Origin of the sequence: Nocardioides marmoribigeumensis (assembly GCF_031458325.1) — a bacterium.
Lineage (GTDB): Bacteria > Actinomycetota > Actinomycetes > Propionibacteriales > Nocardioidaceae > Marmoricola_A > Marmoricola_A marmoribigeumensis.
The window spans coordinates 3,451,386-3,475,780 of sequence record NZ_JAVDYG010000001.1 but is presented as its reverse complement, the minus strand read 5'-3'; the positions used below and the strand labels follow the sequence as shown (position 1 = coordinate 3,475,780).

Genomic DNA, 24,395 nt, shown 5'->3' with positions numbered 1-24,395 from the left:
GCGTCACGCAAACTGCCAAGGAGGCGGAATGACCGAGGTACACCACGGGCTCGAGGGCGTCGTCGCGTTCGAGACCCAGATCGCAGAGCCCGACAAGGAGGGCTCCGCGCTCCGCTACCGCGGTGTCGACATCGAGGAGATCGTCGGCCGCATCCCGTTCGAGAAGGTCTGGGGCCTGCTCATCGACGGGAAGTTCGAGCCCGGTCTCCCGCCCGCCGAGCCCTACACGCTGCCCATCCACACCGGCGACGTCCGGGCCGACGTGCAGTCCGCGGTCGCGATGCTCGCGCCGATGCTGGGCATGGGCCAGACCTACGACATCTCCGACGAGCAGGCGCGCACCGACCTGGCCCGCGTCGCCGTCATGGTCCTGTCGTACGCCGCCCAGGCCGCCCGCGGGCTCGGCAAGCCGATCGTCCCGCAGGCCGAGGTCGACAAGGGCTCGACGCTGGCCGAGAAGTTCCTGACCCGGTGGAAGGGCGAGGCGGACCCCAAGCACGTCAAGGCGATCGACGCCTACTGGAGCAGCGCGGCCGAGCACGGCATGAACGCCTCCACCTTCACCGCCCGCGTGATCACCTCGACCGGCGCCGACGTCGCGGCCGCGTTCTCCGGTGCGATCGGCGCGATGAGCGGCCCGCTGCACGGCGGCGCGCCCTCGCGCGTGCTCGGCATGATCGAGGACGTCGAGAAGTCCGGCGACGCCGACGCCTACGTCAAGAAGCTGCTCGACGACGGCGAGCGCCTGATGGGCTTCGGTCACCGCGTCTACCGCGCCGAGGACCCGCGCGCCCGCGTGCTCCGTCGTACGGCGAAGGAGCTGGGTGCGCCCCGCTACGAGGTGGCCGAGCGGCTCGAGCAGGCCGCGCTCAAGGAGCTGCGCGAGCGCCGCCCCGACCGTGTGCTGGAGACCAACGTGGAGTTCTGGGCGGCCATCGTCCTCGACTTCGCCGAGGTGCCGGCCAACATGTTCACCTCGATGTTCACCTGTGCGCGCACGGGTGGCTGGTCGGCCCACATCCTCGAGCAGAAGACCACCGGGCGCCTGATCCGGCCCTCCGCGATCTACACCGGCCCGAGCACACGGCCGGCCAGCGAGATCGAGGGCTGGAACGAGGCCTGGGGCGACACGTCCGCGGCCGACGAGCTCGTGGGTGGCGCCGACGAGTGAGCTCGCGGGTCGGCTGAGCCCTGGACCAGAGGTCGGGCCCGAGGGAGCTGAGGTGGACGTGCAGCAGCACGACGTGGTGATCGTGGGCGGCGGCAACGCCGGGATCTCGCTGGCGGCGCGCCTGCTGCGCAACGGCGCCCGGGACGTGGCGGTCGTCGAGCCGAACCAGGTGCACCGCTACCGCCCGCTGCTCAACTACGTCGGCGCGGGTGAGGCGTCCATGGCGTCGCTCGAGCGCCCGATGGCCGACGTGGTGCCCGAGGGTGCGGTCTGGGTCCGTGACCGGGTCACCTCCGTCGACCCGGCGACCTCGACGCTCACGACCGGGTCGGGGCTCGCGATCGGCTGGCACTCGCTGGTGCTCTGCACCGGTCTGGAGGAGGACTGGGACGCGACGCCCGGGCTCGAGGCGGCCTACGCCTCGGGCTGGGCGGCTTCCACCTTCGTCATCCCCTCGGCCGGCCGCGTCTGGGGGCACCTGTCCGCGCGGCGTGCCGGCTCGGTGCTGTTCACCGTGCCTCCCGAGCCGGCTCCCTGTGGGGTGACCGGGCTCAAGCCCCTGTTGATGGCCTGCGACCACTGGCGGCGGGAGGGTCACCTGGGCTCGCTCGACGTGCGCCTCGTCCTCCCTGGGCAGACGGCGACCGGCCACGAGGGGGCGGACCAGGCGCTCGAGCGCGCCTTCGCGTCGTACGGCGTGGAGGTGCTGCGCGAGTCCCGGGTGACGGGGCTCGACGACGAGCACCGCAGCGTCGCCGTCGCCTCGCCGGGCGGCGACCGGGTGCTCGAGGTGGACTTCGCCCACGTGGTGCCGCACTACCGCGCGTCGCGGTGGGTGGCCGACAGCGGCCTGGCGAGCGCCGAGACCGGCCTCGTCGACGTCGACCCGGAGACGCTGCGGCACCGCCGCCACCCCGAGGTCTGGGCGATCGGCGACGGCGCCGACCTCGGCACCCGCCCGTCCGGCGGGGCGCTCCGCCCGCAGGTCGACGTGCTGGCCCACAACCTCGCCGCCGCGCGGGCGGGCACCGCGCTCCGGGCGTACGACGGCTACACCGTCATGCCGGTGACGACCGGCCGGCGCAGGCTGCTGCTCGTCGAGGTCGACCGGGACGGTCGGCCGGCACCGAGCACGCCCTTCCCCGACCTGACCCGACCGAGGCGATCGACCTGGCTGTTCGACCGCTACGGCCTCCCCCGCGTCTACTTCCACCGCATCCTGCGCGGCAAGGTCTGATCAGCCCAGGGTGTCGCGCAGGGCGTCGAGCCCGGAGTGCTCGGGGGTCCACCCGAGCTCCGTGCGCGCCTTGGTGGTGTCCATCACCATCGGCTGCGCGAGCGCCTCGACCCAGCCGGTCACCGACGGCAGGCCGGGGACGCGCGACAGCGCGCGGGCCGCGGCGTGCAGCGGCCGGCCCGGGAGCGGGATCGGCCGGGCGCCGACCTCGCGCGCGATCTGCACGCTGCTGACCACGTCGTCGGCGGCGATGTTGTAGGCCCCGGGCGGGCCGGCCGCGACGACGCACTGCAGGAGGGCCCGGCCGACGTCGGACTCGTGGATGAACTGGATGGGCACGTCCGCGACCACCACCGGCACCCGGACCGGCAGGCGCTTCCACCCACCGGCCATCGCCTTGGCCAGGGCACCGAGGGGCGCGGGCAGGACGACCTTGGCGCCGACCGCGTGCGGGCCCAGGACGATCGGGGGTCGCAGCAGGTAGACGTCGATCTCCGGGTGCTGCGCCGCCTCCTCCCCCAGCCGGCGCTCGAGCTCGGCCTTCTCCTGGGCGTAGAAGAGCCGGTCGGCGGGACGGGTCGGCCAGTCCTCGGTGATGCCGACCGGGGTGTCGGGGTGGAAGCCGTAGGCGGCGATCGACGAGGAGTAGACGAACCGCTTCACGCCGGCCTCGGCCGCGGCGCGGAAGGCGTTGACCGTGCCCTCGACGTTGATCGCCTGCGTCGTCTCCTTGGACCCGCCGACGATGAGGAAGGCCAGGTGCACCACGGCGTCCGCGCCGGCGAAGGCCTCGGCCAGCGCGTCGGGGTCGCGCACGTCGCCCTGGCGGTAGACCATCTTCGACCACCCGTGCTCACCGGGGTCGAAGGGCCGGCGAGCGATGCCGACGACCTTGCCGACGCGCTCGTCGTCCTGCAGGAGGGGCATGAGCCCGAAGCCGAACGTGCCGGTGGGTCCGGTGACGGCGACGGTCAGGGGTGCAGGAGAAGGTGCCTCGGTCATGGCGGGGTCCTACCCCCGTTAGCCTGCGCCCATGTCCCCGGCCCAGGTGCCCGACCACCGACCGGGCACGGCGCTCGTGCGCCGGCCCGGCCCCCGCTTCGACGACGGGCTCACCACCCACATCGACCGCGTGCCGGTCGACCCCGACCTGGCAGCGCGGCAGTGGGCCGACTACGTCGCCGCGTTCCGGGCCGGCGGCTGGGCCACGGTCGAGGTCGAGCCCGCCGACGACCTGCCCGACGCGCCGTTCGTCGAGGACACGGTCGTGGTGGTCGACGACCTCGCGGTCGTCGCGCGACCCGGTGCGCGCGAGCGCCTGGCCGAGACCACCGGGACCGAGCGCGCCCTGGCGGGGCTCGGGTTCCGCATCGAGCGGATCACCGCGCCCGCCACGCTCGACGGTGGCGACGTGCTCAAGCTCGGGTCGTCGTGGTTCGTGGGGGTGGGCGGTCGCACCAGCCACGAAGGAGCCCGTCAGCTGGCCGACCTCGTCGCCCCTCTGGACATCCGCGTCGTCCCGGTGCGCACGTCCCGCGCGCTGCACCTCAAGACCACGGTCACCGCGCTGCCCGACGGGACGCTGCTCGGCTACGTGCCGCTGCTCGACGAGCCGGACGCGTTCCCGAACCTCACGCCGGTGCCCGAGCGCAACGGCTGGCGCGTGGTGCTGCTCGGCGACGACCGGCTGCTGGTCTCGACCAGCGCGCCGCGGACCTCCCAGATGCTGGTGGACCGGGGCTACGAGCTGGTCGCGGTCGACATCTCCGAGCTGGAGAAGCGCGAGTCGAGCGTGACCTGCCTGTCGGTGCGGCTGCGCGGGCTCACCCTGGGCACCGAGGACGCATGCTGCTGACCTTCGGCCACGGGACCGCCACGCCGGACGACCTGGTCGCCCTGCTGAGCGACGCGGGCGTGGGGCGGGTCGTCGACGTGCGCCGCTTCCCCGGCAGCCGGCGACAGCCGGACCTCGCACGCGAGGCGATGGAGGTCTGGCTGCCCGCGGCCGGCATCGCCTACCGATGGGAGCCGCGGCTGGGCGGGCGGCGGAGGATCCCGGTCGCCGAGGACGACCGCGACCGGTGGTGGCGCGTGACGGCCTTCCGCGCGTACGCCGCCCACATGCGCACCGACGAGTTCCGCGAGGGTCTCGCCGCCGTGCTGCCCGCCGCCGACCCGCTGACCGCGGTGATGTGCAGCGAGTCGCTGTGGTGGCGGTGCCACCGGCGGCTGGTCGCCGACGCCGCGGTCCTCCTGCACGGCCTGCAGGTGGAGCACCTCGGGCACGACGGCAGGAGGACGGTCCACGTCCCACCCGAGTCCGCGACGGTCGTCGGGCAGGACCTCGTCTACCCCGCCGACGCCTCGGGCTGAGCCTGCACCCGTCGACGACCGCCGACGGCTCGGACCCCCGGGGTCCGGCCGTGGTCGACCTCGTGCTGGAGCGCGGCGTGGTCCACCGGGTGGTGGAAGCGGTGCCGGACCAGGTAGAGCACGGACCCGGCCGCGAGCAGTCCGGCGCCGACGAGCACCGGGACCCAGTCCAGGAAGAACAGCTGGCTCAGGGCCGTGACCAGGCCCAGCACCGGGAGCACCGGGCCACCCGGCAGCCGGACCCCGCCGCGGGGGTCGTGGCGCATCGCGGCGTAGGCCCCCACGTTGACCACCGCCATCGCCGCGATCGCCGCGACGTTGGCCAGCGAGACCACGCTGTCGGTGCTGCCGGTGAGCAGGAGCACGACGTAGAGCACGGCACCACCCAGGACGCTCACCGCCGGGTGCCCGTGCCACATCCGGCCCAGGACGGTGGGCACGTCCTTGCGGACGGCCAGGCGCACCATGATCTCCGAGGAGCCGAGGATGTTGGCGTTGGCGGCCGACAGCGTCGAGACCAGCGCCGCGACCGGGATCAGCACCCCGCCCCAGGAGCCCATCAGGTTCTCCGCGGCCTGGCCGACCGACGCCTCGTCGTACGTCGTGATGCCGCCGGCCAGCAGGGCGACCACCACGCCGAGGTAGACGACCACCACGATGGCCATGCTGAGCACGATCGCCCGCGGGATGGTCCGGCGCGCGTCACGCACCTCGGGCGCCATGCTGCACACGACGTTGAACCCCAGGTAGGCCACGAACAGCAGCCCGCTGGTCGTCACCACCGACGACGCCCCGTGCGGCGCGAACGGCGTGAAACTCGCCCGGTCGAGGTGGATGAACGCGAAGACGATGAGGAGGGCCAGGATCCCGACCTTGAGCGCGACCAGCGCGGTCTCGGCTCGCCCGATCAGGTCGGCAGGGCCGAGGTTGAGCAGGGTCAGGACCACCGCGCCCGCGACCGCCCACACCAGGGCCGGGACCCCGTCGACGAAGAAGTCGTGGACGTAGGCGCCGAAGGCGCCCAGCACGAACGCCACCCCGATGACGCCGCCGACGTAGAAGGCCCACAGGGCGAAGAACCGCCAGTAGCCGCCGAGCGCGCGGCCGACGTAGGCGTAGCCCGACTCCCCCTGGCCCGCCCGGCTGGCCACCACGGTGAACGACAGCGCGGACAGGAGCACGAGGACCCCGGCGAGGACGAAGGAGGCCAGGGCCGCCGGACCGGCGCGCTCGACCGCGAGGCCCGAGAGCACGAAGACCCCGGCGCCCACCATCGTGCCGACGGCGAAGGCCACGCAGGACCAGAGGCCGATGCCGCCGTCGGGACGGGTGGTGGCGGAGGTGGTGGACGAGGCAGTGGAGATCGATGCGCTCACGCAAACATCTCTTCCCGCCGACGTCCGGTCGCATGCCTGCCCCAAGGTGTGACGTCCTCCGGGTCAAGCAGGCAGGCCGACCCGGCGGAGGTTGATGAACGCTTCGCCCCCGTCGCGAGCGCTCAGGTGGCCGCGCGCCAGCGCGCGTCCGAGGCACTCCCCGCAGGGAGCGGTGCGGAAGCCCTCCGACGGGGTCGCGGGGAGGCGGGGCCGCGCGCACAGCGCGTGCCCCTCGTCCCCGTCGAACAGGTGCACCGAGGCATCACCGAGCGCCTTGCCGGTGGCCAGTCCGAGCGTTCGCGACCTCATCACGGAAGTAAAGTGTGACGGCAGCGGTGTGCGTTTCCCCCACTGTCGCCCGAGATGGGGAGGTTCGTCCCGACGACCCGGGCCTTCCGCCCTCGTCGTGAAGGGTGAATGTGGCAGGTCGCGCCAGGCAGGCAGGCAGGCAGGCGGGTCGGGATCGTCTAGGCCCCCGGGCGGCAGACCCGGCAGGGGTGCAGGTCCGCCCCGTCGGCACCGGCCGGCGCGACGTCGTCGCGGCCGGCGACCAGGGCGCAGTCCGCACGGTGGACCGTCGCGCCACCCCCGGCCACGACGAGGACCGAGCCCGGCTCACGCACCGGACCCGGGGCCGACACCACGTCGGCCAGCACCAGCAGCGTGTCGGCGAGCCGCTTGGCGCTCTCGCGCTGGTCGGCGGCGATGCGCGCGAGCCAGGCCCCGAAGTACAGGAAGCCTCCGCAGAACGTGAGGCCGAGCCCGAAGAGGCCACCGGAGACGAGGTAGGACAGCTGGTCGTACTGGTAGGGCGTGTTGGACGCGCCGTACCACCCCAGGATGATCACCACCAGCCCGAGCGGCAGCATCACCGCTCCGCCGACGAACAGCACCAGCTGGAGGGTGGCCGCGCCGTTGCCGCGCAGCGGCGCGATGCCGGACCCGCTGCGGGTGCCGACCTTGGGCAGGGTGAGGCGGGTCTCGGGAGCGGTCGTCGTCATGTCAGGCCTTTCGGAGGTCGGGTACGCCGGAGTCGAGTCCGTGGGGGCAGGCGGCACCGGCGCCGAGCACCACGCCACCCACCTTCTGCAGCCACCAGCCGGCACCGCCGGCGACCGCGACCCCGAGCAGGAGGAGCATCCCGGGCACGCTCCCGAGCGGCGGCAGGCCCGAGGCGACCGGCTCCAGGGCCGCGCTGGTCGTGGGCACGACCTCCTGCGTCTGGCCGCCGGCGAGGGGCGCGGGTACTGCGGCCGGGGCTCCTCCCCCCGTCACGCCACCACCGGGTGATCCCCCGCTGAGCGCGGGAGCGCCGCCGCCGCTCCCGGCCTTGACCGGGGCGCCGGTCGAGGGCAGGTCGACCTGGATGGCGGGCGACGCGGCGGCGTCGGTGAGGACGTCGCCGAGCACGAGGACCAGGCGCGGCCGCGCCTGCGTCGGCGCGCCGAGCAGGCCCTTGAGGGGGCCGAGCTGGTCGGGGAGCTGCGAGACCACCTGCCCGAGCGGACCGTCCAGCGGCGAGGTGTCGACCCGGTCGCGCAGCTTGGCGAGGTCGATCGAGACCTGGATGCCGCGCACCTCCTGGGCGTCGCGCCCCTTGCTGGTGGTCACGGTCGGCAGCGAGACCGCGATGCCGAGCTCGGCGAGCGCCTTGTCGGGCTCCTCGCCCAGCGACGGCAGGTCACCGCCCTGGGGACCGACGACCAGGCCCTTCTCGGTGAGGGTCACCGGCGTGCCCGCGACCTCCAGCCCGGAGATCGCCACCGTCCGCCGGCTCGTGGAGCGCTCGACGTTGCTGGAGGTGCGGCCGGTCAGCCGCAGCTGGTCGGCGGTGATGACGCCTCCCAGGATCGACAGGTCGACCAGGCGGGCGGTGCCGACCGAGGTGATCGTGTCGGTGGCGTAGGAGGACCGGCTCACGCTGGTCGCCGAGCCCACCTGCACCAGCGCGGAGAGGGCGCCGAGGCCACCGTCGTTCGGGGGGTCGCCCGCGGCCCTGGCCTTCGGGCTCGGCGCGCCCGGCACCCCCGGGAGCCCGGTCGGCAGGCCCGGCCCCGGGGAAGGCGAGGAGGACGGCTGGTCACCCTCCTCCGCCACGTCGCCGGTGGTGGAGAAGCCGGCCTTGGCGACCGTCGCGGTGCCGTCGGAGCTCGTACGCATGACCGTGCCCGGGAACGGCTCGTCCTTGTCCTTGGCCGCGCCGCCGGGATAGGTGGAGTTGACCTGGAACGGGTAGCCCTGCTCCCCGACCTGGGGCGGCAGCTGCAGCTGGTCGGCGATCGTCTTGAACCCGTCGCCGACCGCCGCGCCCGGCCAGAGGTACGACGCGCGCCCCTGTCCCTGCGGGCCGCTCGTCCCGCTGGAGCGCGTGTAGGCGAGGTTGACCTCCCCCTGCGGCTCGGTCGGCAGCGGGATGGTCCGTTCGTAGACCTCGACGCGCAGCGGCGTAGCCGTCGCGCTGGTGACGAAGCCACCGAGCTCCTGCCCGGCCGTCGCCGGCGCCGTGGCCACGACGGGCACCGCCAGCGCGGCGACCCCGGCCCCCAGTCCGCTCACGAGCAACCGCCTCATGCGGCACCTCCCAGCATCACGTCGGCCATCTGCCGGCCGATCTCGTCGGGCTCACCTGTGGCCACGATGCGGCCCCCGCTCATCACCGCGGCGTGGTCCGAGACCGCCAGCGCCGTGCGGGCGAACTGCTCGACCACGAGGATCGAGACCCCGGACTCCGCGATCTGCGCGACGGTCCGGTAGAGCTCCTCGACGATCAGCGGCGCGAGTCCCATCGACAGCTCGTCGAGCAGCAGCAGGGCGGGGTCGCTGGCCAGCGCCCGCGCCATCGCGAGCATCTGCTGCTCGCCCCCGGACAGCGTGCCGGCCAGCTGGTCCTGCCGCTGGTGCAGCCGGGGGAAGTAGGTGTAGGCGGTGTCGTAGACCTGGGCCGCCGGGACCCCCGCGTAGGAGACCAGGCGCAGGTTCTCCGCGACGGTGAGGTTGGGGAACACGCTGCGGCCCTCGGGGACCGTCGTGAGCCCGAGCCGGGCGAGCTCGTCGGGACCGGCGCCCTTCACGTGCACGCCCGCCATGTGGATCTCGCCGGACGTCGGCCTCATCTGTCCGCTGATCACCTTGATCAGCGTCGACTTGCCCGCGCCGTTGGGCCCGAGCAGCGCCACGACGGCGCCCTTGGGCACCCGCAGGTCGACGCCGCGCAGGACCTCGATCCGGCCGTAGGCGGCGTGGAGGTCGACGACCTCGAGGATGGGGATCACGCCACGACCTCCTCGGAGTAGCCGAGGTAGGCCTCCTGGACCGTGCGGTCCTGCCGGATCGCGGCGGGCGTCCCGGAGGCGATGATCCGGCCGAAGTCGAGCACGTGGAGCTCCTGGCAGACGGCCATCACCAGGTCCATGTCGTGCTCGACCATGAGGATCGCGACCCCGGAGGCGGCCAGCTCCTGCAGCAGGGACCCGAAGTCGTCGGTCTCGGCCTCGTCGAGGCCGGAGGACGGCTCGTCGAGCAGCAGCAGCCTGGGCTCGCAGGCCAGCGCCCTGGCCAGCTCCAGCAGGCGCGCGGTGCCGGTCGGCACGGAGTCCGCGCGCTCCTCGGCGTACGACGCGATGCCGACCCGCTCGAGCAGCGCGTCGGCGTCCTTGCGGCCGTTCGTGAACAGCCCGCGCAGCCCGCGGTTGATGTCGAGGGCGACCATGACGTTGTCCCGCACCGACAGGGACCCGAAGGCCTCGAGGCGCTGGAAGGTGCGGCCCATCCCCCGTCGCGCGCGGCCGTCGACGCTGAGCGAGGTGACGTCCTGGTCCCGGAAGCGCACCCGCCCCTTGGTCGGCCGCTGGAGGCCGGAGATGACGTTGAAGCACGTCGTCTTGCCCGCCCCGTTGGGTCCGATCAGCCCGGTGATCGTGGCCGGCTCGACGGAGAAGGTGGCGTCGTCGACCGCGGTCACCCCACCGAACTGGACCACCACGTGCTCAACCTGCAACAGCGACATCGTCGGTCACCCCCTGTCGGTCGGAGCCCGGCCGGACGCGGGACAGCCCCGGCGCGAGGAGCGCGGGGACCCGCGCGGCGACGTACGGCTCGAGCCGTCTGCCCAACGTGAACAGGCGGTTGGCCAGACCGTTGGGGTCGCGGCCCAGCACGACCGCGCCTCCGCCGACGACCACGAAGGCGAGGCCCGCGACCGCCGGGTTGGCCGACTGCGCGACCGGCAGGTACATCAGCAGCACACCGCCCATGGCCGCCCCGGTGACCGAGGTGACCCCGCAGACGACCGCGATCAGCAGCAGCAGGAGGCTGGCGAAGAACTGGAAGTCGGCGGCGCCGAAGGTGCCGCGCAGCCCGGCGAACAGCGCGCCCGCCATGCCGGAGATGCCGGCGGACAGCGCGAAGAGCCCGACCCGGAACCAGCGCATGTTGAGGCCGAGCGTGCCGCACGCGGCCTGGCTGTCGCGCATCGCGATCAGCAGGCGGCCGATGGTGCCGCGCCGCAGGGCGAGGACGCCGACCGCGGTGAGCACGAAGAACAGCGACATCAGCGTGGCATAGGCGCCGGTGTCGCTGATCCGCACGCCCAGCAAGGACATCCGGGTCGCGTCCAGCGAGCCGTTGAAGCCGAAGCCGAACTCGGACTGGAAGACCAGCTTGTCCATCAGCTGCGCGAACGCCAGCGTGCTGAGCGCGAGGTAGAGGCCGGTCAGCCTCAGGACGGGCAGCGCCACCAGCGCGCCGACGGCGGCCGCGACCAGCGCCGCGAGCACGACGCCCAGCAGGGTGGGCGAGTCGAGCTTGGCGTAGGCCAGCGCGCCGACCCCCGCGAAGGTGAACTGGGCCAGCGAGACGTGGCCGCCGTAGCCGGTGAGCAGCACCAGCGACAGCATCACGATCGCGTAGGTGATGGCCGTGCCGAGCAGCAGCAGGTCGGCCTCGCCGAGCACCATCGCCAGCGCGGCCACGCCCACGATCAGCGCGCCGCCCGCGGCGGTGGAGCGCACCGCGGTCGGCACCGGCGCCGCCTTGAGCCCCTTGACCTGCCCGATGCGCAGCGGCGCCTGCGGCATGAGGACGATGACGATGAACAGGAACAGCGTGGGTACGACGGCCCGCAGGCCCCCGAACGCCGAGCTGCTCGGCAGGTAGCCGACGAGGTAGGCCTGGGTCACGCCGAGCCCCATCGCCCCCGCGAACGCCATGGGCAGGCTCTTGAGCCGGCCGAGCATCGCGGCGGCGTAGGCGTTGATCACCAGCAGCGTGAGGTCGTAGTAGTTGAGGCCGATCGTCGGCGCCAGCAGGATGCCGCCCAGCGCCGCGAGGCTGACGCCGATCGCCCAGGCGAGCGCGGCCACCGTGTCGGGGCGGCCGCCGTACAGCCGGAGCAGGTCGGGGTTGTCGACCGAGGCCCGCATGGCGGCACCGATGCGGGTGCGGTTGAGCAGCAGGAACAGCAGGCCGGCCACGACCCCGGACAGCGCGATGGTCATCAGCTGGTGGGCGGTGACGAAGGTGCCGAACACGTGGACCCCGTGGCCCTGGAAGAACTGCGGCACCTGCCGGATCTCGTCGGGCGGCCAGATCTGCTGGGCCACGCCGATCAGCGAGACCAGCAGCCCGACGGTGACGACGATGCCGACCCCGACGGGCGCCTCGCCGAGGCCGCGGGCGAGGAACCGCTGCACCAGGAGGCCGACCAGCGGCGCGACCACGAACAGCACCAGCAGCAGGGCGATGCCCGGCGGCAGCCCCTGCCGGGTGCTGAAGTCCCAGAAGACGAAGGCCAGCAGCATCCCGAAGGCGCCGTGCGCGACGTTGAAGACGCGGGTGGTGCTGTAGGTGAGCACGAGCCCCGAGGCGGCGATGGCGTAGGCCGCGCCGGTGAAGACCCCGGTCAGCGTGTAGGTGAGCAACGACTCCATCACGGCCTCACTTCGACGACGAGACGCCGTTGCAGAGGTAGCCGTTGGTCCTGGGGACCCAACGACCCTTGCTCAGCTGGAGGAACCGCCAGCAGTCGGCGGTCTGCTTGGAGCCGACGTACTGCGGTGCGTGCATGCCGTTGGCGGTCCACTTGTCGACCCCGCGGACCTTGTCGAGCAGGGTCTGGCGGCTGAGCCGCCCGCCGAGGGACACCGCCTCGGTGACGAACAGTCGCGCGGCGGACCAGCCGAAGACGCCGAAGAAATTGGGCTTGGCGCCGGGTGAGACCTGCTGGAGGTACTTCAGGTAGAGGCCCATCTCGTTGTTCGAGCCGGCCTGCTCGAACGGCACGAAGTTGATGAACGCCGTCGTGCCCTCGACCGCGGAGCCGCCGGACTGGACGAACCCGGGGTCGTAGGCGACGACGTCCATCATGAAGAGGTCGGGCTTGTAGCCGGCCTGCTGCATGGCCTGGGCGAGCTTGACGCCGTGCTGGTAGGAGCCGAGCGCCTGGACGTAGCGCGCGCCCTTCTCCTTGAGCTTCTGCACGAACGGCGCGTAGTTGAACTCCGAGACGTCGACGCCCTGCACGTAGACGAACTTCATCCCGCGTCGGGTCATCGCGTTGACCTGGCCCTTGCCGTTCTCGGCGGCCGCTCCGGCGTTGAGGTAGATCATCGCGGCCTTCTGGCCGGCCGCCTTGTAGTTCTTCAGCACGTAGTCGGGGACCGCGTTCTCGAACGTGGCCGCGTTGACCGACGACGCGCCGTAGCAGGTCGAGCAGGCGGCCCGGGCCGCGGTGACGGCGGCGGCACGGATGTCGGGGAGTCCGCAGGACTGGGCGGTCTGGGCGCCCCCGGAGTCGAAGGCGCTCATCGAGCCGACCGCCGCGAACGCGCTGTCGCACGCCTTGGCGTAGCCCTGCTGGTCGCCCCCGGCGTCGGTGCGGCTGTCGTAGCTCTGCAGCTGCAGCTTGCGCCCGCAGATGTCGGAGGTGGCGTTGAAGTAGGAGATGAACGCCTTGGCGCCGTCGTACGCCGGCTGGAAGAGGCCGGGCACGGGACCGCTGAGGTCGGAGACGTTGGCGAGGGTGATCGTCTTGTCGGTGATGCCGGGACCGTTCTTGAACCCGTCGCAGCTGACGCCCTTGGGCGCCGCCACCGGGGGCGGGTCCTCGCCGGCCGCGGCGCTGCCGCCGCGACTGGTCCCGCCCGTCCCGCTCCCTGTGGTCCCGCCGCCCGCGGGCCCGGCGGCGCCGGCCGCGCCCCCACCGGCGTCGCCGACCGCGGCCCCCGAGTCACCCGTCGTGCCGGTGGTCCCGGCCGCGCCGGCGTCGCCACCCAGCCGGCCGTCGCCGGCGACCCCCGCGCCACCGCCGTTGGCCGCCCGGACGGTGTCGGGGTCCAGCTGGGACCCGCAGGCGGCGAGGGACCCGGCGAGGGACAGGGTCAGCCCGACGACGACGGGCGCGACCCAGCGGGGACGACGAGCTCTCACGACGACCGCTCCTGGTGACTAGAACGTGTTCCAGGGCCGTCAACGAGCCAATGTGAACGAGGTCACGGTTTAGGTTCAGGTCCGGACCAGTCGACCAGACGCCGGCCGAAGTAGCGCGAGAGCGGCGAGTCCTTGTAGTGGCCGAACGGCGTGACCGGGACGTAGCCCGAGGACTCGTAGAGCTCGATCGCCTCCGGCTGCATGAGCCCGGTCTCGAGGACCAGCAGGTCACAACCGTCCTCGCGGGCGGAGTCCTCCAGCCGGCGCAGGACCAGCCGGGCCAGGCCGCTGCGGCGGGCGGCCGGGGCGACGTACATCCGCTTGACCTCCGCGGCGCGCGAGCCCCCGAGGTCGACCAGGTCGGGACGCAGGCGCCACCCGCCCATCGCGACCGGCTCGTCACCGGCGAGCGCGACGAAGAACCGGCCCCGGGGCGGCGCGAACGCGCCGGCCTCCATGGGGCTGTCGTCGGGGCTGCCGTAGCGCTCGACGTACTCCGCCTGGACCGCCTCGACCAGGCGCTGCACGCGCGGGTCGTCGTACGCCGTCTCCTCGACGCGCACGCTCACGCGGCGACCAGCCGGGAGCCGCAGCTGTCGCAGAACGTGGCCTCGGGGCCGTTGTGGCGCCCGCAGGCCCGGCAGGTGCCGGGCTCGAGCGGGGTGGTCGGCGGTGGGCCGAGGTAGCCGTAGAGGAGCCCCGCGCCGCCGACGAGGACCATCGGGATGCCGAGGAAGGCCAGCCACAGCAGACCGGGCCCGTTGTCGACCGCGACCCGGTCGGGCAGCCCCTCCACCGGGACGACGGCGACGGTGCGGTCGAAGCCACCGACGAGGTCCACCACGGCCGCGCCGACCGCCAGCACCCCGAGGGCGACCAGCACGAGACCGGCCACTCGCGAGATCGCGCGCCTGCGGTCCTCCCCGGAGGACGGGGCCGACGGGGTCGTGGTCACGTGGACGGGCTCCTGGGGACGGCGGTCGGGGATGCCACAATAGACAGCCCACGAGCGGCTCGCCGCGCACGTGCTGACAGCGTCGTCAGGCCCCGCACCCAGTGCCCTCCACGTCCCCAGCGAGAGAAGGACCCGTGTCCGACGCCATCACCATCCCCGCCGACCTCCTGCCCGCCGACGGCCGCTTCGGCGCCGGCCCGTCCAAGGTCGGCACCGGCGCGCTCGACGCGCTCGCCGCCACCGGCACGTCTCTCATGGGCACCAGCCACCGGCAGGCGCCGGTGCGCGACACCGTCGGCCGCGTGCGTGAGGGACTCGCCGAGCTGTTCTCGCTGCCCGAGGGCTACGAGGTCGTGCTCGGCAACGGCGGCGCGACGGCGTTCTGGGACATCGCGACCTTCGGCCTGGTCCGGGAGAAGAGCCAGCACCTGACCTTCGGCGAGTTCAGCTCCAAGTTCGCCAAGGCCGCCCAGCAGGCGCCGTTCCTCGCCGACCCGTCGGTGATCAGCAGCGAGCCGGGCAGCCGGCCCGACCCGGTCGCCGAGGCAGGCGTCGACGCCTACGCCTGGGCCCACAACGAGACCTCCACCGCCGTGATGGCCCCGGTGCAGCGGGTCCAGGGCGCCGACGAGGGCGCGCTCGTCCTGGTCGACGCGACCTCGGGTGCGGGCGGTCTGCCGGTCGACCTGAACGAGGTCGACGCCTACTACTTCGCCCCCCAGAAGTGCTTCGCCTCCGACGGCGGCCTCTGGCTCGCGGTGATGTCCCCCGCCGCGCTCGACCGGGCCGCCGAGATCGACGCGTCCGGGCGCTGGATCCCCGCGTTCTTCGACCTGCCGACCGCGATCGACAACTCGCTCAAGAACCAGACCTACAACACCCCGTCGGTGGCGACGCTGTTCCTCATGGCCGAGCAGCTGGACTGGATGAACGCCCAGGGCGGCCTCAAGGGCATGGTCGACCGCACCACGCAGAGCTCCGAGACGCTCTACGGCTGGGCGGAGCGCACGTCGTGGACCACCCCCTACGTCACCGACCCGGCCGACCGCTCGCTGGTGATCGGCACCATCGACTTCGACGAGTCGATCGACGCCGCCCGGGTCGCCAAGGTGCTGCGCGCCAACGGAGTGGTCGACACCGAGCCCTACCGCAAGCTCGGCCGCAACCAGCTGCGCATCGCGATGTACCCCGCGATCGACCCCGCCGACGTCGAGGCGCTCACCGCGTCGATCGACTACGTCGTCGGGCAGCTCTGACCCGACGCAGCCGGAACCCGAGCCCCAGGAGGGCGCAGACGCCGACGATCCCGCCGACCAGGGTCCACGGCACGGCGCCGTCCTGGGTGAGGGCCTCGAGCCGGCTGGGCTGCTCCTCGTCGCGGACCTGCGGCGTGGAGGTCGGCGTCGGCGGCTCGAGCTCGGCCAGCACGCGGGCCGGGACCGGCACGACCTGCACGGGCTGAGCCTCACCCTCGGTGGAGACCAGCAGCGACCTGCCGCCGCGGCGTACGGCGACGCCCTCGCCCTGGGGCTGGTCGGGCAGCTCGAAGCTGTCGACGCGTCGCCAGGGCAGGCGCGTGGTGTCGAGGACGTAAGCGCGGGAGTAGTCGCGCAGGACCACGTGCCGCCCGTCGGGGAAGAACGCCCCGTCGGTGACCACGGCCGGGGCCGGCCCGACCGGCACCAGCTGGTTGGGGCGGTCCGCGCGCAGGTCCCGCGGCGCGGCGTAGACCTTGCCGCCGAAGAACGACTTGCTCACCACGAAGACCCGGCCCGTGCGCGGCTGCACCAGCAGGGTCTCGGCGTCGCGCGCGCCGCCGCGGTAGACCAGGTCGTAGCGCGTCGAGGGCACCTCGCGGTCGCCGTCCTTCAGCGCCGGGAGGCGGTAGAGCTGCACGTCGGCCCGCACCGCGCCGTTGTCGCCGATGTCGCCCACCCACACCTCGCCGCCGAGGCCGGGCGCGAGCGCCTCCACGTCGACCGCGTCGCCGTCGTACGACGAGCGGCCGACCGTGCGGCCGGTGCGCGGGTCGAGCACGTAGACGACCGGGCCGTCACCGGAGTCGTTGATCGTCAGCACGCGGTGGTCGGGTCCCCGGCCGACCTCGACGACCGCGCTTGACTCCGTGATCGCGGGGTCGTGGAGGGTGAACAGGTCGTCGGTCAGCGTCGGGCCGGCGAGGGCCAGCGAGAGGGCGAGCGCGATCACCGCAGCCGCTCCGCCAGCGCCGGTCGCACCGGCCACTGGCCCAGCAGGGTGTCGAGCTCGGCCTGCGCCTCGGCGCCGCTCGCGCCCGTGCGGACCGCGCGCAGCAGCGTGTTGCGCGGCGTGTGGGCGCTGTCGACGAACTCGACGACGTCGACGCGGTAGCCCCGGGTGCGCAGCAGCAGCGCCCGGACCGCGTCGGTGAGGGTGTCGGCGAAGCGTTCCCGCAGGATGCCGTCGCGCAGCAGGGCGGCACCCCCGGGCGGCGGGGTCACCTCCCGCAGCTGTGCCGAGAGGTCGTGGTGGCAGCAGGGGGCGGCGAGCACCAGGGGCGCCTCCCACCGGACCGCCTGGGCGAGGGCGTCGTCGGTGGCGGTGTCGCAGGCGTGCAGCGCGAGGACGACGTCGGGCCGCTGGTGCGGGGTCCACCCGTCGATGCCGGCCTGCACGAAGGTGACGTCGCCCAGCCCGAGGCGCTCGGCGACAGCGGTGTTGTGCTCGCGGGACTGCGCCTTGACGTCGACGCCGGTCGTGCGGACCGGGATCCCCAGCACCGAGGTGAGGTAGCGGTGGGCGGTGAAGGTGAGGTAGGCGTTGCCGCAGCCCAGGTCCACCACCCGCAGCGGGTCGTCGGGGGTCGGGGTCCGGACCGCCCCGGCCGCGGTGGCGTCCTTCAACGCCGCGTCCAGGGCGCGCAGGAGCTCCTCGACCTGGCGGTACTTCGCCTGCCGGCTCGGCTTGACCCGTCCCTGGGCGTCGGTGATGCCGAGCTCACGCAGCACCGGGTCGTCCTCGGGGAGCAGCCGCTGCTTGGTCCGGTCGTGGCTGCGGTCGGGCGCCGGCGCGGCCGCGCCGCTGCGGTGCACGAGCAGCCGTCCCTTCTTGGTCACCCGCGCCTGCAGGGTCCCGGTCACCGACTCCACGTGCCAGCTGGAGAAGCCCTCGGCGAGCAGCTCGTCCACCGCGCCCGGGGCCGACCCGGCGTCGTGGTTGCTGGTGAACGCCTGCGTGTCGTCGTACGCCGTGACCTGGAGGCGGCGGCCGGCCTTGAGGTCGACGTACCTCAGCTCGACCCGCCGCCACCGCGGCTCGCGGCCCCGCTGCCTGCCCGACGCGACCGCCCGGTGCAGGCCCGTGGCGTCGCTGTCGTCGAGGAGGGCTAGGCGGACCTCCGCCGCGCCGGCACCGGCACCTGCCTCGGCACCGCTGCCGCCGGGTCGGTGGTGTCCGCCGGGTCGCTCACCCACGGGTCAGGGCGCTGACCAGCACGATCACGATCAGCAGGACCAGTGCGCCCGGGATCACCAGGCGTCGATAGCGGGGGTTCACCCACAGGATTGTAGAGAGCGTCCTTGCCGTGCCGGGCCACCAGGAGGGCGAGCACGCCCAGCGTGCCGACCAGGGTGCCGATGCCGCCGCCGATCAGCGACCAGCGCGCGCCGAACTGGTCGGCGAGCCAGCCGATCAGCGGCGAGCCGAGCGGGGTGCCGCCCATGAAGACCATCAGGTAGATCGCCATGATCCGCCCGCGCAGGTGGGCGGGCGCGGTGAGCTGGGTGACCGCGTTGGCCGAGGTGATCGTGGTCATCGCGGTGATGCCGATCAGGGGGGTCATCAGCATGAAGGTGGCGTAGGTCGGCATGAGCCCGAAGACGACCTCGATCGAGCCGAACACGACCGCGGCGACCACGACGAGCCGCACCGTCGGCCGCTCGCGGCGGGCTGCGATCAGTGAGCCGGCGATCGAGCCGAAGGCCATCGTGGTGCCGAGGATGCCGTACTCCCCCGCGCCCTTGTCGAACACCTGGGTCGCCATGAGCGCCGAGGTCATCTGGAAGTTGAGGCCGAAGGTGCCGGTGAACCCCATGACGCAGATGACCAGGATCAGGTCGGGACGCGTGCGGAGGTAGGCGACCGCGTCGCGGATGCGGCCCTTGGGCGCGTTGCGGTCCCGCGCGGGATCACGGCGGCCGGCCCGCACGCCCAGCAGCGCGGTGAGCACGGCGAGGTAGGAGACGGCGTTGACGAGGATGACCACCCCGGTCGCCCACTCCCCGGAGCCGAGCGCGGCGATCATCAGGCCGGCGACCGCGGGCCCGACGATGCGACCGGCGTTGAACGACACCGAGTTGAGGCTCACCGCGTTGGCCAGGTCGTCCGGTCCCACCATCTCGCTGACGAACGACTGCCGCACAGGGGCGTCGAACGCGGTGGCGATGCCGAAGGAGAACGCGATGGCGTAGATGTGCCACACCTGCACCGAGCCGGTCAGCGCCAGGACCCCCAGCACGGCCGCGGGCACGGCCATCGAGGCCTGGGTGATCATCAGCATCGTGCGCTTGGGGAAGCGGTCGGCCAGCGCCCCGGCGTACGCCGAGAAGAGCAGGATCGGCAGGAACTGGAGGCCGGTGGTGATGCCCAGCGCGGAGGCGCTGCCGCCCGTGACGACCAGCACCAGCCAGTCCTGGGCGACCCGCTGCATCCAGGTGCCGACGTTGGAGACGAACCCGCCGGTGGCGTAGCGCCGGTAGTCGCGGTGGGCCAGGCTGCGGAACGTCGGGCTCACCGGCGGCTCCCGGCGAGCTTCTCCAGCACCGGCGCCGCGGCGGCGAGCGTCGAGCGCTCCTCAGGGGTCAGGTCGGCCAGGGCCCGCGCCAGCCAGACGTCACGTCGGCGGCGGTCGGCCAGGAGGGTGTCCTTGCCCTCGGGGGTCAGGGTGACCAGGACCTGGCGTCCGTCGCTGGGGTGCGGACGGCGCCGGACCAGGCCGAGCGCCTCGAGGGAGGCGATGGTGCGGGTCATCGACGGCGGCTTGACGCCCTCGGACTCCGCGAGCCACCCGATGGTCTGGTCACCGTCGCAGTGCAGGCGCGCGATGACCCCGATCTGGCCGAGGCTCACCTCGGCGCCGTGGAGGCGCTCGGCGCGCAGACGGCGGTTGACCCGGGCGATCGCCACGCGGAGTGAGGACGCCAGCGCCGGGGACACGTTGCGGGTCTCGACAGCAGCAGGCATGTCCTTAGTCTAGGTCATTACCTTTGCTAACAAAAATCACCATCGGCCGTTCGGAGGTGCCCGGCTCGCGTGCCCCGTCGTACAGTGGCGGCGGCCACAAGCCCATTCGTGAATCGGGGGAATCACACATGCGCCTCGCTGCTGTCGTCGGCACGTCCGTCGCCGCCCTCGCGCTCGGCACCCTGGGGGGCGTCGCCGCGACCGCCCAGCCCCACCGCACCGCGGCGACCGAGGCGCCGCCTGCCGGCGAGCTCGTCGGTCACGCCAGCAGCGCGTGCGTCGACGACGGCCAGTCCGGGCCGCGCGTCCAGCTCGTCGTCGTCACCCAGGAGGGCGACACGTCGTACTCCCCCGCGCTGGTCGCGCGCATCCGCGAGCAGGCCGCCCGCACCGACGACGCCCTCGCCGCCTCCACCCCGTCACCCGGCACGGCGCGGCGCGTGCGCTGGGCGACCGACGCGCAGTGCGCGCCGACCGTGTCCCACCGCACGATCCCGACCCACGACTACTTCTCCGACCCCGGCGCGCTCGACACGGCGCTCGCCGCGCTCGACCTGACCCGCGACGACCGCCGCTACGCGGTCTTCCTCCCCTGGTCCTCGCTGCCGGGCACCGAGGGCTGGTGCTCGCAGGCGCCCGTCGGCACCGGCACGACCGATCCGGGGCCCGCGCGGCTGGTCGTCAGCTGCTACAGCGACGACGGTCGCACCACGCCGACCCGCCTGGCCCACGCGCTGGTCCACGTGCTCGGCGCGGTGCAGCCCGACGCCCCGCACGCGACCTCCGACGGGCACTGCACCACGGCGGGCGACCTGATGTGCGTCCGGGACGGTGACGGAGCCGGCAGCACCGGTGCCGACTCCTGCGTGCCGGACCGGCCGATGCTGCTCGACTGCGGCCACGACGACTACTACTCGACGGCCACGCCGGCACCCAGGTCCTACCTCGCGACCCACTGGAACGTCGCCGACTCGGTGTTCCTCACCACCGGACCCTCGATCGCCCCCAACACGCTGACCGGCCTGAGCATCGACGGGCCGACCTCGATCCCGGCCGGGACGCCGGTCACCCTCACCGCGCGGGTGACCGACTCCGTCGACCGGCCCGGGCTCCGCTACTCCTGGGACGTCGCCAACGGGGGCCAGTGCCGCGTCCTCGGGGCCTCCGACGGCCCGAGCATCCAGGTGGTCTGCGAGACCGGCTCGGCGCTGCGGATGAGCGTCGGGGTCGACCGGCTCGACCAGTACGGCCTGCGCACCGGCTACCTCGCCGCGGTGACCGAGCCGGCCGCTCCGACCATCGACGCCGTCCTGCCCTCCCCCGCCTCGGTGCCCGCCGGCCTCCCCCTCGAGCTGCGGGTGCGCTCGACGTTCGGCCCGGGCGGCGGCACCCACCGCTGGCGGGCCCCCGACGGTTGCACCATCACCCCGAGCGGGACCCAGCAGGCGCAGGCCCGTCTGCTGTGCGCCGTGGGCACGGCCGGCTCGGTGCGGACGGTGCAGGTGACCGCGGTGCAGGCCGACGGCCGCACCGCGAGCGCCGAGGCGCCCGTCACGCTCACCGCCGCGCCCGCCTTCACCCGCCCGACCACCACGCGTGGGCCGTGGGGCACCGTGGCGCTGTCCTCGACGCTCCGTCTGCCCGGCGGCGCCCCGGTGGTCGGCCTGCCGGTCACCTGGTGGGGCCAGCGCAAGGGCGCCCCTCCGGTCCTGCTGGCGCGCGGGGTCACCACGTCCGACGGCACGGCCTCGGTGGTGACCCATCCCCGCGGGCAGATGCGCGTGTGGGTCGCGGGTGAGGCCCCCGGCCTGGTCAGCGACGGGGTGGACGCCCGGTCCGCCGCCCGGGCGACGCGCAGGGCCCGGCCGCCGCACGCGCGGCCCGTGCACCGGGCCCGGCACGACCGCGCCGGTCCCGCGCACCGGGGCCACCCGGCCGAGCACCACCGGGCTCAGCCCGGGAAGCGCACCGCACCCGAGTCCGGGGCGTAGTCCTCCGACAGCGTCCCGGTCGACTGCTGCTCGGCGGTGCCCTGCTCGGCACCGACGAGCCAGCGGAACGACGACGCCCCACCGAGTCGCGAGGCGTCGAAGCCGACGACCAGGTCGCGGCCCCGGGGCTGGACGTCGACCCCGCTGCCCGAGCCGAACCTCGCCCCGTCGGGGTAGCGCCAGGTGCCGCTCCAGCCGTCGTCGGCGAGCGTCGCCCAGATCTCGTAGTCGACCTGGCCGTCCCCGTCGGTGTCGGCGAAGAGGATCACGTGCTCGACCTCCTCGGAGGAGGTCGGGAAGTCCGCCGCGGCGCCGGCCCGGAGGGTGAACCGGTCACCGTCGCGGCGCAGCGAGGCGCCGGTCAGGTCGGCGTACGCCGGCACGCCGACACCACGCGCGTCCCCCGTGCGGTCGCGCACCGAGGCGCTCGGCGGGCCCGCCGGTGCGCGGACGGTCGGCTGGGCCGTCGGCTCCGAGCGGGCGGTCGAGGTAGGTGACGCGTCCATTGCTGACGACTTCTCAGGTTTTGCCGCCGGGGGCGTAACCCGCCGCTTCGGCCGGTCGTTCTGGTGGTCGGAACGCCCCTTGCCGGACCTCCGGCCCGGGTGGGGGTGTCCCGCCTTCCGCTTCTCCGGCGTCATCCGCGGGTGGAGTCCGGTCTCCGACGAGGAGGTCGGCTCCTCCCCCACGGCGCAGCCGGGCAGGAGGAGGGCCACGAGGAGCAGTGTCGGAACGGTGCGGGGTCTCACGGAACAGTCCTTGAGGGTCGGCGGCGGGCCGAGACTACTCCGCCCCCCACACCACAGCAGGACTCCTCGAAAGGCAACCACCATGCGGGTCCCCACCCTCGCGGCCACTGCGGTCACCACCCTCGCCCTGAGCTTCGGCGCCGTCGGCTTCGCCTCCGCCGGCGAGCCCGGCCCCAACGGGCACAACACCTTCGGCCTGTGCACGGCGTACTTCGCCGGCTCGCAGACCGGCCAGGACCACAAGCACCAGGCACCGCCGTTCCAGGGCCTCGAGGCCGCCGCCGCTGCGGCGAACCAGAGCGTCGAGACGTACTGCTCCGAGAACGGCACCCACCCGGGTGGGGGCAAGAAGAGCTGACCGGCTGACCGGACGCACAGGAGGGGACCCCCGCCCGGGGGTCCCCTCCTGTCGTCGTGCGGGGGTCAGCCGACGCCGAGCAGCTGGCGGATCGGCGCGATCGCGAAGTAGACCACGAACATCGCCGCGACCACCCACATCAGCGGGGCGATCTCGCGGGCCTTGCCGTGGACCAGCTTGACGACGACGTGGGCGATGAAGCCCGCGCCGATGCCGACGGTGATGTTGTAGGTGAACGGCATCAGCACGATCGTCAGGAACGCCGGGATCGCGATCTCGAGGTCCTCCCAGTCGATGTTCTTGACCTGGGTCATCATCAGGAAGCCGACCAGCACCAGCGCCGGGGTGGCCGCCTCGTTGGGGATGATCTCGACCAGCGGCGTGAAGATCGTGGCGAGCAGGAACATCACGCCCGTGACCACCGAGGCCAGGCCCGTGCGCGCCCCCTCGCCGACACCCGAGGCCGACTCGATGTAGGAGGTGTTGGAGGACACCGACGCGGCACCACCGGCCGCGGCCGCGAGGGAGTCGACGATCAGGATCGCCTCGCTCTTGGGCGGGATGCCCTGGGCGTCGAGCAGCCCGGCCTCGGCGCCGATCGCGGTCATCGTGCCCATCGTGTCGAAGAAGTCGGCCAGCAGCAGGGTGAAGATCAGCAGGGCGATCGCGATGAACGCCGCGGCGTCGTACCCCCCGATGGTGTCGCCGAGCTTGCCGACGTCGTCGAAGATCGACAGGTGCCACAGGTCGTCGAGCTTGTTGAACGGCGAGGTGACCACGTCGCTCGGGAGCTTGGGGACGTTGAGGTTCCAGCCCTCGGGGTTGGACTTCTCCGGCGAGATGAACGTGGGGCCGACCTTGGCGACCGCCTCGACGACGATCGCCAGCACGGTGGTGGCGATGATCGAGATCAGGATCGCGCCCTTGACGCCGCGCGAGTAGAGCGCGATGACGAGGAACAGGCCGACGACGAAGACCAGCGTCGGCCAGCCGTCGAGCAGGCCGCCGATGCCGAGCTCGACCGGCACCGGTCCGGCGCCGGTCCGGCGCACGAAGCCCGCGTCGACCAGGCCGATCAGCGCGATGAAGAGGCCGATGCCGACGCTGATGGCGGTCTTGAGCGAGGCCGGGACGGTCCTGAACACCGCGGTCCGGAAGCCGGTGAGCACCAGGACGAGGATGATCACACCCTCGAGGAACACGAAGGTCATCGCCTGGTTCCAGGTGTAGACCTTGGCGATCGAGAACGTCACGAAGGCGTTGAGGCCCAGGCCGGTGGCCAGGGCGAGCGGGTAGCGCGCGACGACCCCCATGAGGATCGTCATGACGCCGGCCACCACCGCCGTCGCCAGCGCGACCAGCGGGATGTTGGGCGCGTCGCCCCCGCCGAGGAACTTGCCCGCGCCGTCGGTCTGCGTGCCGATGATGAGCGGGTTGAGCACGATGATGTAGGCCATCGTGAAGAAGGTGACGATGCCACCCCTGACCTCACGGCCGACCGTCGAGCCGCGCTCGGTGATCTTGAAGAACGTGTCCACGC

At 73.3% G+C, this 24,395-nt stretch carries 24 protein-coding genes; 7 read left to right on the top strand and 17 right to left on the bottom strand.

From position 1 onward, the window contains the following. Positions 1-28 precede the first annotated feature (28 nt). Together J2S63_RS16510 and J2S63_RS16505 are read left to right on the top strand one after the other, a co-directional pair. The gene (locus tag J2S63_RS16510) at positions 29-1,171 is read left to right on the top strand and encodes a citrate synthase 2 (protein ID WP_310304466.1); all 1,143 of its coding nucleotides are present in this window, start codon (positions 29-31) and stop codon (positions 1,169-1,171) included. A 52-nt stretch (positions 1,172-1,223) separates the two neighbouring features. Next, complete coding sequence (locus J2S63_RS16505; RefSeq protein WP_310304463.1) at positions 1,224-2,408, top strand: NAD(P)/FAD-dependent oxidoreductase; 1,185 nt, start codon at positions 1,224-1,226, stop codon at positions 2,406-2,408. Here the strand turns inward: J2S63_RS16505 and J2S63_RS16500 are convergent, their stop codons facing one another. Continuing rightward, complete coding sequence (locus J2S63_RS16500; RefSeq protein WP_310304460.1) at positions 2,409-3,410, bottom strand: NAD-dependent epimerase/dehydratase family protein; 1,002 nt, start codon at positions 3,408-3,410, stop codon at positions 2,409-2,411. It abuts the gene before it with no gap. Between the two features lie 31 nt (positions 3,411-3,441). Here J2S63_RS16500 and ddaH point away from each other — a divergent pair, with 31 nt between their 5' ends. Both ddaH and J2S63_RS16490 read left to right on the top strand, forming a co-directional pair. Next, on the top strand, positions 3,442-4,263 hold the full coding sequence (gene ddaH, locus J2S63_RS16495; protein ID WP_310304458.1) for a dimethylargininase: 822 nt from the start codon (positions 3,442-3,444) through the stop codon (positions 4,261-4,263). After that, complete coding sequence (locus tag J2S63_RS16490; RefSeq protein WP_310304456.1) at positions 4,254-4,781, top strand: DUF488 domain-containing protein; 528 nt, start codon at positions 4,254-4,256, stop codon at positions 4,779-4,781. The genes ddaH and J2S63_RS16490 overlap by 10 nt, the downstream gene beginning before the upstream one ends. Here the strand turns inward: J2S63_RS16490 and J2S63_RS16485 are convergent. The 10 genes from J2S63_RS16485 to J2S63_RS16440 form a co-directional block, all read right to left on the bottom strand. After that, positions 4,757-6,157 (bottom strand): APC family permease, encoded by a 1,401-nt coding sequence (locus J2S63_RS16485; protein ID WP_310304452.1) that lies wholly within the window; start codon positions 6,155-6,157, stop codon positions 4,757-4,759. The genes J2S63_RS16490 and J2S63_RS16485 overlap by 25 nt on opposite strands. Before the next feature lie 63 nt (positions 6,158-6,220). Next, a complete protein-coding gene (locus J2S63_RS16480) occupies positions 6,221-6,466 on the bottom strand; it encodes a hypothetical protein (protein ID WP_310304450.1) in 246 nt (81 codons plus the stop codon). A gap of 158 nt (positions 6,467-6,624) precedes the next feature. Beyond that, positions 6,625-7,158, bottom strand: a complete 534-nt coding sequence (locus J2S63_RS16475; protein WP_310304448.1) for a DUF1700 domain-containing protein — start codon at positions 7,156-7,158, stop codon at positions 6,625-6,627. Between the two features lies 1 nt (position 7,159). Continuing rightward, complete coding sequence (locus J2S63_RS16470; RefSeq protein WP_310304445.1) at positions 7,160-8,728, bottom strand: choice-of-anchor P domain-containing protein; 1,569 nt, start codon at positions 8,726-8,728, stop codon at positions 7,160-7,162. Next, the gene (locus tag J2S63_RS16465) at positions 8,725-9,429 is read right to left on the bottom strand and encodes an ABC transporter ATP-binding protein (RefSeq protein ID WP_310304443.1); all 705 of its coding nucleotides are present in this window, start codon (positions 9,427-9,429) and stop codon (positions 8,725-8,727) included. The genes J2S63_RS16470 and J2S63_RS16465 overlap by 4 nt, the downstream gene beginning before the upstream one ends. After that, a complete protein-coding gene (locus J2S63_RS16460) occupies positions 9,426-10,139 on the bottom strand; it encodes an ABC transporter ATP-binding protein (RefSeq protein ID WP_310304441.1) in 714 nt (237 codons plus the stop codon). The genes J2S63_RS16465 and J2S63_RS16460 overlap by 4 nt, the downstream gene beginning before the upstream one ends. A 4-nt stretch (positions 10,140-10,143) precedes the next feature. Continuing rightward, positions 10,144-12,084 (bottom strand): ABC transporter permease, encoded by a 1,941-nt coding sequence (locus J2S63_RS16455; protein WP_310304438.1) that lies wholly within the window; start codon positions 12,082-12,084, stop codon positions 10,144-10,146. A 7-nt stretch (positions 12,085-12,091) separates the two neighbouring features. Further along, positions 12,092-13,582 carry an ABC transporter substrate-binding protein gene (locus J2S63_RS16450; RefSeq protein ID WP_310304435.1) on the bottom strand — a complete coding sequence of 497 codons (1,491 nt, stop codon included), beginning with the start codon at positions 13,580-13,582 and terminating at the stop codon, positions 12,092-12,094. Positions 13,583-13,644: 62 nt separating this feature from the next. Continuing rightward, positions 13,645-14,151 (bottom strand): GNAT family N-acetyltransferase, encoded by a 507-nt coding sequence (locus tag J2S63_RS16445; protein ID WP_310304432.1) that lies wholly within the window; start codon positions 14,149-14,151, stop codon positions 13,645-13,647. Continuing rightward, entirely contained in the window at positions 14,148-14,537 is a 390-nt protein-coding gene (locus tag J2S63_RS16440; RefSeq protein ID WP_310304429.1) for a zinc ribbon domain-containing protein, read from the bottom strand. The genes J2S63_RS16445 and J2S63_RS16440 overlap by 4 nt, the downstream gene beginning before the upstream one ends. Positions 14,538-14,671: 134 nt before the next feature. Here J2S63_RS16440 and serC point away from each other — a divergent pair, with 134 nt between their 5' ends. Further along, the gene (gene serC, locus J2S63_RS16435) at positions 14,672-15,793 is read left to right on the top strand and encodes a phosphoserine transaminase (protein WP_310304426.1); all 1,122 of its coding nucleotides are present in this window, start codon (positions 14,672-14,674) and stop codon (positions 15,791-15,793) included. Here serC and J2S63_RS16430 read toward each other — a convergent pair. Genes J2S63_RS16430 through J2S63_RS16415 form a run of 4 tightly spaced genes read right to left on the bottom strand, consistent with a single transcriptional unit; the run spans position 15,756 to position 19,757 of the window. Beyond that, positions 15,756-16,745: a hypothetical protein gene (locus J2S63_RS16430; protein ID WP_310304424.1), complete on the bottom strand. Its 990-nt coding sequence runs from the start codon at positions 16,743-16,745 to the stop codon at positions 15,756-15,758. The two genes, serC and J2S63_RS16430, sit on opposite strands and share 38 nt — an antisense overlap. Next, positions 16,742-17,989, bottom strand: coding sequence for an SAM-dependent methyltransferase (locus J2S63_RS16425; protein WP_310304422.1), 1,248 nt, complete (start codon positions 17,987-17,989; stop codon positions 16,742-16,744). The genes J2S63_RS16430 and J2S63_RS16425 overlap by 4 nt, the downstream gene beginning before the upstream one ends. Continuing rightward, a complete protein-coding gene (locus tag J2S63_RS16420; RefSeq protein WP_310304420.1) occupies positions 17,902-19,308 on the bottom strand; it encodes an MFS transporter in 1,407 nt (468 codons plus the stop codon). Before J2S63_RS16420 ends, J2S63_RS16425 begins: the two co-directional genes overlap by 88 nt. Then, entirely contained in the window at positions 19,305-19,757 is a 453-nt protein-coding gene (locus J2S63_RS16415; RefSeq protein WP_310304418.1) for a MarR family winged helix-turn-helix transcriptional regulator, read from the bottom strand. The genes J2S63_RS16420 and J2S63_RS16415 overlap by 4 nt, the downstream gene beginning before the upstream one ends. A 128-nt stretch (positions 19,758-19,885) precedes the next feature. Here J2S63_RS16415 and J2S63_RS16410 point away from each other — a divergent pair, with 128 nt between their 5' ends. After that, positions 19,886-21,748, top strand: coding sequence for a hypothetical protein (locus J2S63_RS16410; RefSeq protein WP_310304415.1), 1,863 nt, complete (start codon positions 19,886-19,888; stop codon positions 21,746-21,748). Here J2S63_RS16410 and J2S63_RS16405 read toward each other — a convergent pair. After that, positions 21,709-22,254, bottom strand: coding sequence for a hypothetical protein (locus tag J2S63_RS16405; protein WP_310304413.1), 546 nt, complete (start codon positions 22,252-22,254; stop codon positions 21,709-21,711). The two genes, J2S63_RS16410 and J2S63_RS16405, sit on opposite strands and share 40 nt — an antisense overlap. A 325-nt stretch (positions 22,255-22,579) precedes the next feature. Between J2S63_RS16405 and J2S63_RS16400 the strand changes: the two genes are divergently transcribed. After that, positions 22,580-22,855, top strand: coding sequence for a hypothetical protein (locus tag J2S63_RS16400; RefSeq protein WP_310304410.1), 276 nt, complete (start codon positions 22,580-22,582; stop codon positions 22,853-22,855). Between the two features lie 65 nt (positions 22,856-22,920). Here J2S63_RS16400 and J2S63_RS16395 read toward each other — a convergent pair whose 3' ends face one another. Beyond that, the gene (locus J2S63_RS16395; protein WP_310304409.1) at positions 22,921-24,393 is read right to left on the bottom strand and encodes an NCS2 family permease; all 1,473 of its coding nucleotides are present in this window, start codon (positions 24,391-24,393) and stop codon (positions 22,921-22,923) included. Positions 24,394-24,395 lie beyond the last annotated feature (2 nt).